At 66.8% G+C, this 11,376-nt stretch carries 3 protein-coding genes and 2 pseudogenes; all 5 read right to left on the bottom strand.

Annotation, left to right across the window (positions count from 1 at the left end; translation table 11 throughout):
* Window positions 1–769 (bottom strand): annotated as a pseudogene (locus H7U32_RS10890) (transposase); the annotation flags it as partial.
* A 581-nt stretch (window positions 770–1,350) separates the two neighbouring features.
* Window positions 1,351–5,103: an Ig-like domain-containing protein gene (locus tag H7U32_RS08970; RefSeq protein WP_204469736.1), complete on the bottom strand. Its 3,753-nt coding sequence runs from the start codon at window positions 5,101–5,103 to the stop codon at window positions 1,351–1,353.
* Window positions 5,104–5,211: 108 nt separating this feature from the next.
* Window positions 5,212–9,717, bottom strand: coding sequence for a bacterial Ig-like domain-containing protein (locus H7U32_RS08975; protein ID WP_204469737.1), 4,506 nt, complete (start codon window positions 9,715–9,717; stop codon window positions 5,212–5,214).
* A gap of 322 nt (window positions 9,718–10,039) precedes the next feature.
* A complete protein-coding gene (gene trmB / locus H7U32_RS08980; protein ID WP_204469738.1) occupies window positions 10,040–10,924 on the bottom strand; it encodes a tRNA (guanosine(46)-N7)-methyltransferase TrmB in 885 nt (294 codons plus the stop codon).
* A 96-nt stretch (window positions 10,925–11,020) separates the two neighbouring features.
* A pseudogene (locus H7U32_RS08985) lies at window positions 11,021–11,376 on the bottom strand (hypothetical protein); the annotation flags it as partial.

Raw genomic sequence — 11,376 nt, forward strand, 5'->3', positions numbered from 1 at the left:
CCGCCGGCCATGCGCGCGTAGGTGATGCCGGCCACATGCAGCCGGTCCGGCGCGCACGCCCGGAACCCGCGCTCCACCAGGCCGGGCCTGCCGCCCGCGCCCTTGGCGGGCCGGGCGGCCGCGGGCGTGCGTCCGCGGCGCACACCCCGGACGCCCAGTCCGCGCATGATCCGCGCGACCTGGTCACGGCCGATCCCCGTCCATCCCCGCGCCAGCAGCCGGGCGCGCATCTTCCCGTACCCATACACGGCCATGAAGAAGTCCGAGCGGATCTGCATGATGCCGCGCGCCAGAGCCTCGTGACGCGCGGTCGTGCGGCTTACCGGCCTGCTCTTGAACCGGCGGCAGCCTCGCGGCGTGAGGAACCCGCAGTCCAGGGCTGCGGACAGGACACGGCAGATCGGCCCGACCCCGAAACGATCCCGATGCCCGTCGATGTACGCGGCCATCAGGGCCGTGCCGGGCCGAGCCTTGCCGCGAAAAAAGCCGACGCCGTCGTCAGGATCTCGTTCGCCCGACGCAATTCGACGACCTCCCTGCGCAGGCGCTTGAGCTCCTCCAGCGCGGCCTGCGCGTCCTGCGCGGACCGCGCGGCCGCGGCCCCGTCCGCCTGGCTGCGCCAACGGCGCAGCGTCTCCGGGGCCACGCCCAGGTTCCCGGCGACCTGCGTCAATGCTCGTGTCTCGGATGAATGCGACTCGCGTGACTCCGCCAGAAGCCCGACGGCCTTCTGACAGAACTCCGGCGTATACCGCATGCCCTTGCCCATGATCCCATCATCTCCCATCCAGTCAGGGGAAACACGGAACAAAAATCAGGCCATATCAATATGAACCGTCGCCTAATCAAGACACACCCACACCCGACCTGCCAACCTGACAGGCCGCCCCAGAGCAGCACCCGAAAACAAACCGTGGCGCTCGCCAACACTACAGCAGCCGGCGAGCGCTTCTTAGTTTCAGGCGGGTATGTTTTGGGTACAGAAAGGGTACAGATATGTATGTGTGTATGATTATCCGGGCTCTACATGAGGTGTGTGAGGTCTAGAATCGTTGGAATTCCAACGATTCGCAAGATGCCAACATAGCCGGCAATAATTCGACTCTCTCTGGGGGTACTGGCAAAAACCCTTGGAATCACAACGATTCCAAGGGTTTTCTGTTTAAGCGAACGCCACGATAGCGCCGTCATAGCGCCGCCCGGGAAGGTTCCGGACGCCAGTCCGGAGGCGGGTGCGATCTGCGAAGCCGCATCACGGCGGCACGTATGGAGCGGCCCCGCCGGCGGAGGCCGCCATGCTATCGCATGACGGTCCCACGGCGGGGCCGTTGTCCCCCACTGGCCGTTGGGTCAGACGCGACGATGGCGCAGCACTATCAGAGCCACGCCGGCGGCCGCGAGGACGACGACGGCAATCACGATGCCGGCCACAGCAGCGCCAGTGCTGGCGGTCGTCGGAGCGGAGGGCTGCTCGGCGCCGGCGGGGGTCTGCGGCTCACCCGGCTCACCAGAGGACCCGCTGAGCGTCACCGTCGCCGTCGCCTGGAGCACGGACGGGGCGATGCCCTCCAGCGTGCCCTTCACGGTGACGGTGCCGGCGGGCTGGGAGGCCCAGTCGACCTGATCCCAGGTGACGGCCACGTCCTTCGTGGAGTTGTCGGAGTAGGTGACTGTGACGGTCTTCGGCAGCTTGGCGGCGACGTCGTCACCGACCGTGGCGTTGACCGTCACCTCCTTGGCGGACACCGGGGTCGGTTGCTTCTCCTGCTTGACGGTGGAGATCCAGCTGAGCACCGGGCCGGTGCCCTGGGGGGAGGTCAGCGTGATCGTCACGACGCGGGGGTCGCCGTCGGGCACGACGATGGTGCCGGAGGCGCTGGTCTTCGCGGAGGTCACCGTGGTGGAGGTGAGCTCGGCCGGCTCGCCCATGCCGTCCATCTGGTAGGTCACCGTGGTCGGGCGGCTCTGGTTCCACCAGTCGTGGAAGCCGAGGGTCACGGTGTGCGTGCCGGGGGCGAGCGTCAGCTTGTAGCTCAGCTGGTCGGCCTTGCCGTTCTTGCCGGCGTAGATGCCGGAGTCGAACGGGTCGGCGGAGCCGGTGTTCTCGGTGCCGTAGTTGACGGAGGCGTTGCCCCAGCCGGCGGCCTCGTCGAAGGCCTGGTCGGCCTTCGCGTTGGTCAGGCCACCTTTGGTGAGTTTCTTGGCGTTCGCGTAGGTCGGGCTGTTCTCGCCGCCGTTGACGTCGATGAAGTAGCCCAGGCCGGCAGGAATCTTCTGCACGGTGGCGACGGCGGGCAGCGTCGTGCCCTCCACGGAACCGCGCACCTCGGTCGGATGGAACTCCACGATCGAGTCGGCGTCATAATGCCAGGTGACATCGCGGGTCTCGGTCGTGCCATTGTTGAGCGTGACCGTGGCCGTGTCCGGCAGCGTGGGGGTCGTGCCGGCCAGGAAGCCGACGGTGCCCTCGACGGGCGCCACGGAGGCGACGTCCTTCGGGTCGGACTCGACCACACTGATCCAGCTCAGGTAGGGGTCCTTGCCCTCGCCGTCGCCGCGGGCCGCGGTGAAGGTGACGGTGGCGTCCTGGTCGAGCGTGAAGGTCAGGGCGTTCGTGGAGCTGCCGGAACCGGAGGGCGTCAGCTGCGTGGAGGCGAGGTCCTTGCCGTCCGCGGAGACCGTGAACTTGACCTTGCGCTCGTTCCACTGCGCCCACCATTCCTTGAAGCCGGCGGTCACGGAGTAGCTTCCGGCCTTGAGGTCGGCCCTGTACTGGACGTTCTTGCCGCCCAGCGCGTAGTAGCCGGTCTCGTAGATGTCGTTGCTCGAGGCGCCGTACTTCTCCACGTCGACGCCGACCGTGCTCGCGAGTCCCCAGCCGCCCTCGGAGTAGAGCTGGTCGCTGTGGTCCCTGTTGATGAGGTTGGGGGCGTTCCTGACGATGGACGTGTAGTAGTCGGACTCGTTGGCGGCGTCGCTGCCGGCGTCCATGAACAGCACGGTGTTCTTCGGGTAGACGGTGACGGTGAAGTGGATCTCGACGTTGTGGAGCTCGGGCAGGTGGCCGGTCACGGTCACGCTGCCGGCGGGCTGGTCGGCGCCGTAGTACGGGTCCCAGGTCACGGGCGTCGTGGCGGTCGTCTTATCGTCGCCGACCTGGACATTCAGCGTCTTGGGCAGCTTCGCCATGAGCTCGCTCATCGAGCCGGTCTCCGTGGGCAGCTGGGTCTTGATTGTCACGGCCTCGTACTGCTGGAGGTCCTCCAGCGTCCAGTCGACGGCGGGCATCACGCGCATCTCCGTGCCGACGAACTGCATCGGCACCATCACGTAGCGCGACTGGCTGATGTCGTTGCCGGTGTCCGGGTTGAACCAGCGGTCGCCCCAGTAGATGAACAGACCCTTCTGTGGATCCACGGGGATGATGGAGCTGGACTGCGTGTAGAACGAGTTCGTGTGGCTCTGGTTGGGGCCGGTGCCGTCCACGAACGGGGTGCCGATCTCATGGTATGGGCCCATGATGTTGTCACCCTCGCTGATCGTGTACTCGTTCTCGTTCGGCGCCCAGCCGGTGGTGTGCGAGTAGATGAAGTAGTAGTGGCCGTTCCACTTGACGGGGGCGGGCGACTCCTTCGAGTTCGTGGCGATGATGTTGTACGTGTCGCCGTTCTTGACGGAGGTGCCCATCTGCTGCTCGGCGACGGGCTTGACGAGCTTGGTGTAGGTGCTGTCAAGCAGGGAGATCGTCAGGTCCCTGTTCTCGTTGCTCGCGTAGATCAGGTAGGCGTCCTTGACTTCGTCCCCGTTCTCGTCCTTGTCGTCGACGTACACGTTCATGTCGCGGGCCATGCCCGGGTTGGACTCGTTGGTGCCGGGGCTCATGCGGAAGGAGCCGAGGTACTTGTACGGGCCGGCCGGGTCGCCGGTGGTGCTCACCGCGACGCCCGCCTTGGCCTTGGAGTACGTGGCGGTGTCCTCGTTGCCGTACTGCGGGCCGTCGGCGTGGAACCACACGATCCAGCGGTTCGTGTGCTCGTTGTACACGATCTTCGGGCGCTCGAACACGCAGCTCGTCTTCGTCGGGTTGCTGCCGTCGCCGTACAGGGCCTTGAGGTCCCAGAGCAGCTTGTCGAGGGCGTCCTGCGGGCTGTCGATGTCGTAGTTCGACTTGTCGTGGGCGAAGACCTGGAAGTCCTTGCCGTAGATGTTCGTGTAGTCCGGGTCGTGCTCGATGTTCTCGACGTTGTAGTACTTCTGGTAGACGGGATCGGCGCCGGCCATCTTGTTCTTGAGGTCCTGGTCGCCCAGATAGGTCTGGAAGCCCAGGCCCTTGTCCGTCCAGTTGTACAGGTCGTCGGAGTAGTAGATGCGCACGCCGTGGGCGACCAGGCGGTCGGTCTTGTCCTCGCCGCACCAGATGTAGACGTAGCCGTCGCCGTTCTTGTCGAGCTTCTGGTCGTCCTTGGCGAGCAGGCTGGTCTTCGCCTTCTGGATGCCGGCGCCGTGCGCCTGGATCAGGTTGCCGTTGTTGTCGTAGATGCGCGCGCCCGCCGTGCCGGAGATGCCGGTGTAGTGGTAGATGAAGCGCACCGCGTCGAAGGCCTTCTGCAGCGCGTCGGACGCCTTGGTCACGTCGTCGGCGGTGGCGGAGGCGTCGTCCACGATCTTCTGCGCGGCGTCGCGGGCCTCGTTGAGCTTGGCGAGGTCGTCGGCGTTCGGCTTGACGGAGTCGTAGGGCGCGGTGCCGCTGTCGTCGGCGCGATAGCCGGAGGCGAGGGGCTTGAGGTCCTTCTCCTCCGTGTTCTGCAGGAGCGTCTTCAGCGCGTCCCTGCCGCCGGGATCGCCGGTGGCGTCGGTGGCCTTGGTCTGGCCGGCCTGCGCGTTGGCGAGGCGTTCCTCGGAGGCGACCGACGCGTTGAGCGCGTCCGTCATCGCCTCGGTGGTCGAATCGCCGTCGGCGGAGGTGCCGCCGGCCATCGCGGTCTGCTGCGACGCGACGGCGTCGTCGCCGGTGGGCTCGGAGCCCAGGGCGGCCGTGGGGACGAGGGCGGAGCCGCACAGCAGTGCCGCTGCCGCCACCATCCCGATTATGCGTGTATTCATGGGATTCCTTCCTTGGAATATGTCGGTGACTTTGGGTGACGAGGGAGAGGGACGCGGTCCGGGGTGGTGTCCGGCGGCGGACGCCACCCCGGACCGCTGTCATTGCCGTCAGGCGCGGCGGAAGCGCAGCGCGATCGCCGCGCCGAGGGCAGCGAGGATCGCCAGCGCGGCGACCCCCGTGACGGCGGCGCCGGTCTGGCTCAGGGCGGGCGTCTGGCCGGCGGGCTGCTGCGGGGTCGCCCCCGGACCGGACTCGTCGTGGTCGGGCTGGACCGTCACCTGGAAGGTGGCGGACTTGCCGCGGTAGGAGACCGTGACGGTCTTCGTGCCGGCGGTGGTGGAGTCGAAGCCGAGGACCGCGAGCTGCGAGTCGTCAAGCGCGACGTTCGACGTGGTGCCGTCCGAGTAGACGGCGGTCACCGTCAGGCCGGTCAGGTCGAGCTTCTCGCCGATCCGGTACTTGGTCTTCGCCAGCGTGCCGCCCAGCTTGATGCCGGTCAGCGTCGCCACGTTGAAGTTCACCGTGGTCGTCGAGGTGTGACGGCCATCGGCGGAGGTGACGGTGATGACGGCCTTGCCGCCCAGTCCGTTCTCCACGCCCTGCATATCCACCGCGACCGTGGCCGCGTTGTCGCGGGCGTAGGCCTGGACCTTCGGGTTGGACTCGGCGCCGAGGGGCAGGGTGACGGTGTACTCGGTCTTCGACGGGTCGAAGTCCTTGGAGATGTTCTCGCCGTCGAGGCGCAAAGCGCCCAGCGTCGCGTCGGAGGCCGGCTGCGGGGTGAGAGTCACGTTACTCACCGCGAACACCTGGATTTCGGAGGCGTTCATGTAGCGACCGTCGCTGCAGTCGTTGACGATACGCACCTGCTTGGCGGCGACCGGCTGATCGACGGAGAAAGTCACCGTGCCAGACGGGTTGTTGACCGTCTCACCGAACGGCTGCCATGTGGTGCCGTCGGCCGTGTACTCGGCCTTGACGGAGATGGGAGCCTTGTCCAGATAGGTGATCGTCACCTTGCCGACCTGTTCGGTCGTATTACCGAAGTTCACGGTGGCGGTCGGATGGAGGTCGTAATCGGCACCATTCGCACGCCACGTGATCCATGCTTCGGCCGAGGTGTCGCCGTCGGTGAGCTTCTTCCACTGGTCCTTCTTGCCGTACTCGGTCTGCTGTCCGGTAACGGTGAGGTTGGAGCCGGTATCGGCCACGTTCTTCGTCTCGCCGGGAACCGGAGTGGCAAACACCTGGATCTCGGTCGCCTTCATGTACGTGGAGGTGGAGCATTCGTTGACGATGCGCACCTTCGTGGCCTCGACCGGCTTGTCGACGGAGAAGGTCACAGTGCCGAACGGGCTGTCGACCGTCTCGCCGAACTGCTTCCAGTCCTTGCCGTCGAAGTACTCGGCCTTCACCGACTTCGGGTTGCTCTCGGTGTACGTGATGGTCATGCTGGACACCTTTCGGACCGTCGAACCGAAGTCCACGGTAGCGGTCGGAGTGGGGTCCATCGTGTTGGTGCCGGACTGCCATGTCGACCATGCAGGCGTGCTGAAGTCGCCATCGGTGAGCTTCTTCCACTCATTGGCCTTGCCGGACTCCTGACTGCTCACCGTGAGGTTGGTCCCGACGTCGGCCACATTGACTGGCACGGCGTCGGTCACGAAGACGGTGAGCGTGACCGGGGAGGCCTTGGCGTCGTCGCCGGCGAGCTTGACGGAGCCATTGACGGTGACAGTGCCACCGGCCTGGGCCTCGGCGAGAGCCTTCTGCACCTCGTCATTCCAGTCCCAGCTCACCGGGTAGGCGGTCTGGTCGAGCGTGACGGCCTCGGAGGCCCCGACGTGCGCGTGGATCTCCACGCCGGCGACGGCCTGCTGGATTGCCTCCCACGAGGTGCCGGGCAGCACGGTGACGGACACCGGATCGACGACGGTGAACGGGCCGACGTACACGGTCGCGGTCACGGCGAACTCGTTGCCGAAGATGTCGGTGGCGGTGCCGGTGACGGTGTAGGTGCCCTCCGTGGCGGTATCCACCTGATCAGTGACGTCATTCCACGTCACGGCGGCCGGAGCGCCGGTGCCCCACGTGTAGTACGGGGTAACGGTCTCAGGCAGCGCGGCGGCCACGTCGCCCTTGAGGTTCACTTGCACGTTGACGGCCTTGGCGCCGGTGGGCGTGGTGGAGCGCAGCGTGAAGGTCTGGTTGCGGCCGGCGCTGGACTCCCACAGGCCGACCTTGGTGCCGGCTGCAGTGTTCGAGCCGTCGACGTCCATCGACCTCTTGGCGCTGGCGTTCACCAGCTGCCAGGTGGAGCCGTCCTCGGTGTTGAGGATCCAGCGGGCGACGGGGTCGGTGGCCGTCACGGTCGAGGAATCCACGAGCTTGTTCACATAGCTTGTGATTTCGCCCTTGTCGTTCTTGACCGGCTCCACCACAAGCGTCTTGCCGCCGTTGGTGATCGTGTAGGCGCGCAGCGAGCTGCGGGTGGCCTCGCTCATGTCGATCGGCGTGAACGTCCAGGACTGGGCCTTGGCGGAGGCCTCGTCGGTCGCCAGGTCGGCCAGGGAGATCGCGGAGTCGCCGGACGCCTTGGCGGCGACGGCCCTGCCGGACTGCTCGCCCACGATCTGGTAGATGCCGCCGTTGTCGGCCACGGCCTTGGCGCTGTCGGCCACGCCGGAGACGCCGGTGAGCTGGACGGACATGATGGACTTGGCCGGCACGGTCACCGTGGCGGTCTTGGCCTTGGCGTCGATCGTCACCGCATCGGCGGACTGCTTGACGTTGCTGGTCTCGTTCATCTTGGCGATGGTGGCCTCGGTGGCCTTGCCCTTCTCGGCCGGGGCCGTGGTCAGGTAGGCGGTGCCGGAGGCATCGTCGGCGATGGTGGCGTACTTCGACAGGTCGATGACCAGCGTCTCCGGCTTGGACGAGTCGTTGGTGTGGATCACGGTCTGCTTGCCGTCCTTGTTGGAGACGGTGAAGTTCTTGCCGGTGGCGTTGTTCGCGATGACGGAGTCGCCCTCATGCACGAACTTCGTGTAGGCACGCACCGCGTTGTACTTGGTGTTCGCCAGCACGGAGCAGGGCGCGATGCCCTCCGTGGAGTCGCCGTTGTTGCGGTAGGCGCGCTCCGAGTACAGCTTGCCGTCCTTGCCGGCCACGTTGCAGTCGAAGTCGATGAGGACGGTGCCCCAGTTGGTGTTCTCGCCCTTCACCTTGGCGGTCGTGCCGTTGATGTCGGTGGTGCCGGTGGCCATGTTGTACAGGTCCTCGACCACCTGCCAGAACGTGAAGTCCTTGGACTGCAGGGCGTAGACGTCGCTGTTGATCTTCTTCGCCATGCCCAGGCCGTTGGAGAAGTCCGTGTTGAACGGATCGAAGCCGCCGGACTGGAACGAGGCGTCGACCTCGCTCATCGACATGTTCTTGTCGTCGCCCTGCGCGATGTCGCGGGCCACGCGCTGCTTGCTCGTGCCGTAGGAGTGCGTGTTGTACTGGCCGATGGCGTCGCGGGTGTCCTGCGAATACTTGTTGTAGGAATCCACGAACTGGCCGGAGTCGGTGGCGTCGGTCGCGGAGACGACCGTGTCCGTGTTGCCCTCGGCCTTGAGCGTCTCGGCGATCTGCTTGATGATCTTCTGCGCCGTCTGGGAGTCGACGTGCATGCCTTCCTGGGCCTTCTTCACGCCGTGGCCGTAGGGGGTGACGGACTTGTTCTTGTCCGCGAAGTACTTGTTCCAGTAGTAGTCGAAGGTCTCCTGGCTGATGCCGGAGCCGGTGTCGCCGACCAGGTCGGGCTTGTCGGCCCTGGTGCGGGTCGTGCCCCAGTAGCTGGTCTCCGACTCGTTGAGCGGCTCGACGGTGGCGATCTTCGCGTCCGGATCGATCTTCTTCACCTCGTCGTTGAGGTGGTCGGTCACGTGGGCCATGTACTGGCCGAACTTCGTGGCGTCCTTGACGTTGTTGTCGCCGGCGTTGAAGTTGCCGGTGGCGTAGCCGCTGTTGGTCAGGAACCACGGAGCGGAGTTGGCGAAGGTCTCGATGTGGTCGATGTCGCCGGTCTCGACGCCGTGCTTGAGCCACCACTCCTGGGCCGAGCCCTTGGACCAGTCGTAGTCGCTGTCGTCGGTCGGGTCGAAGGCGGCGGCGACCTTGTCCTTGTTGGCCTGGGTGGCCTCGACGCCGTCGATCGTGTCCGCCCAGTAGCCGGGCACGGCGGCGCCCTGACGCATGAACGGGAAGCCGTAGGCCACGTCGGTGGCGTTGCCGCCGCCGATGTTGTAGCGGGCCATGTTCAGGTCAAGGCCTTCCTCGCCGAAGATGGCCTCGTAGAAATCGTTGCGCAGCTGCTTGCCGTACTCCAGGGCCTTCTGGTCGGCCGCCGCGTCGCCGCTGGACGTGGTGATCGAGCCTTCCTCGCCATAGTTGCCGGTGGCGTTCGCCAGCCAGGCAAGCGACGTGCCCCAGCCCTGGAAGGGTCCATTGGCATACCAGGGATTCGGCGTCACGACCGTCGTCTCCGGCGCCGCGGCCTGCGCCGCGAGCGCTCCGGAGGGGAGCAGCGCGCCCGTGGCCAGCGTGGCCGCCGCTGCCGCAGCCGCCACGGAGGCACGCAACTTCGTCGTCCTCGTCAACTTCGTTGTCCTCACTGTGTTCACTGTGTTCCTTCCTGTGTTGCCGTCGCTCGGCCGCAGGTCCGAACCTCGTGCGGGGACCGTCTCTGGTTCCCGCGCCCGGGTTGCCGGCGGCTCCGCCGGCCCCAGGGCTCGCTGGCTCTTCGTCCGCTGCCTTGCGGCGATGGCCAGGATGTTTGCGATAACATCCGAGCTCGCGATGAGTTTACCATCGTCAAGTGACAGAGGACGACGACCACGGCGCGGCGCATCCGAACCGCGGCGCCGTGCCCGCGCCACGCCCAGGCCGCGCTCAGACGCGCAGATAGGTGAAGTCGTGGATGACGCGGCCGGCGTCGAGGCCCTTGCGCTCGAAGTTGGTCAGGATGCGGCCATCGAAGCGCTCGGATTCGGCGAAGTCGGCGTGCGGCATATCGCGGGCGAGGTCGGCGTTGCCTTTGCCGACATGCCCGGTGGGCAGGCTGACCGTCAGCTTGCCAAGGTTGCGCCAGCCGTCGAGTCCGTCCATCACCTCGTGGACGTGCAGGGCATAGTCCTCGATGTCGGTGGCGATGCGCCACACGCCTCCTTCGGCGAGCGCGCGGTGGACCTCGGCGGCGAGCGTCGGCTGGACGATGCGGCGCTTGTGGTGCTTCTTCTTGGGCCATGGGTCGGGGAAGAAGGTCCAGACCTCGGCCAGCGTGGCGTCCGCGGTGGCCTTGAGCAGCTCGGGGGCGTTGACCTGGGCGACGCGAAGGTTGCGCAGGTCCTGCTTGCCGGCGAGCAGCAGCGTGTGCGCGATGCCGGGGTCGTACACCTCGACCGCGAGGAAGTTGAGCTCGGGATGGGCTGCCGCCGCGGCGACGACGTTCTCCCCCTGCCCGGTGCCGATCTCCACGACGAGCGGGTTCGCGTTGCCCCAGGTGCGTTCGGCGAAGGCGGCGTCGAGCACGAAGCCGTCGCGCACGTCCAGGGAGCCTTCGCCGGCGTTGAGGTCGAGCAGGTAGCGGCCGGCATAGGCGTCCCAGGCGCGCTGGAGGCGGGCGTCGAGCCGGGCGGAACGGCGCACGAAGGACAGCACCCGGTGCATCGGGTGCCCCTGTGGCGTCACGTCGGCGGGCGCGGCGGTGCGGGCGGCACCGTCGGCGTCGCCCGTCGCGGCGTCCGCCACGGTCAGGTCGGTCTTCTCATCGGTCATCGGGCATCGTTCCCATCGTTCGACTTCATCGCTCTGGCAAGGGATCCGCGGTCCGGCGGCATCCGCCGGCCATCCGCCGGCCGTCCGCCTGCCATCCTACGGAGGCCCGTCCCCCGCCTCTGTTCCGCACACCCGAGGTGCCTCATTTGAAAGTGAGTGCGGAACCGGGAGTGGTGCCTCGCGTGGGGTGAGCGCGAAATCCTGGTCGGTGTCGGCTGGGGTTTCGTTGTTGTCTTCCGGTCGGGTGCCCGCGATGCGTGCGGGTGTCCTGTTCGAGTATGGCGTGTCGGGGCCGAGTTTCCTCTCGAGGCGGTGTGTGCGGGGTGCGGCCATGGTCTCGGGCTGGTCCTGGATGGCGTGGGTGCGGCGGACGGGCTCGGCCGGGTTCGTCTCGGCGGTCAGGCGTTCGATGCGTTCGCGTCGTTCGGCCGGGATGTATCCGGGTCCGCCGG

Source organism: Bifidobacterium pullorum subsp. saeculare (assembly GCF_016899725.1).
In the GTDB taxonomy this organism is placed as follows: domain Bacteria; phylum Actinomycetota; class Actinomycetes; order Actinomycetales; family Bifidobacteriaceae; genus Bifidobacterium; species Bifidobacterium pullorum_C.